The organism is Nocardia carnea NBRC 14403 (genome assembly GCF_000308515.1).
Classification (GTDB): Bacteria; Actinomycetota; Actinomycetes; order Mycobacteriales; family Mycobacteriaceae; genus Nocardia; species Nocardia carnea.
Genome location: NZ_BAFV01000023.1, coordinates 1 through 299, shown reverse-complemented (window position 1 = coordinate 299; position 299 = coordinate 1). Strand labels below are relative to the sequence as shown.

Genomic DNA, 299 nt, shown 5'->3' with positions numbered 1-299 from the left:
TAAGGTCGACACCGAGATCCCGTCCCCCGCGGCGGGTGTGTTGACGAAGATCGTCGCCCAGGAAGACGACGTCGTCGAGGTGGGCGGCGAACTGGGTGTGATCGGTGAGGCCGGCGAATCCGCCGCCCCCGCACCGGCTCCGGAACCGGCTGCCGCCGAACCCGAGCCTGCACCCGCACCCGCGCAGGAAGCCGCGCCCGCACCGGAACCCGCACCGGCGGCGCAGCCCGCGGCGTCCGCGTCCGGCCCGGCCTCCGGGACCCCGGTGAAGATGCCGGAACTCGGCGAATCGGTTACCG

1 protein-coding gene is annotated in these 299 nt (G+C 73.9%); it reads left to right on the top strand.

The genetic code is table 11. The features are described from left to right. Nucleotides 1–299 (top strand): biotin/lipoyl-containing protein (locus ON22_RS08950; protein ID WP_043739947.1); only part of this gene is annotated, 299 nt, incomplete at both ends.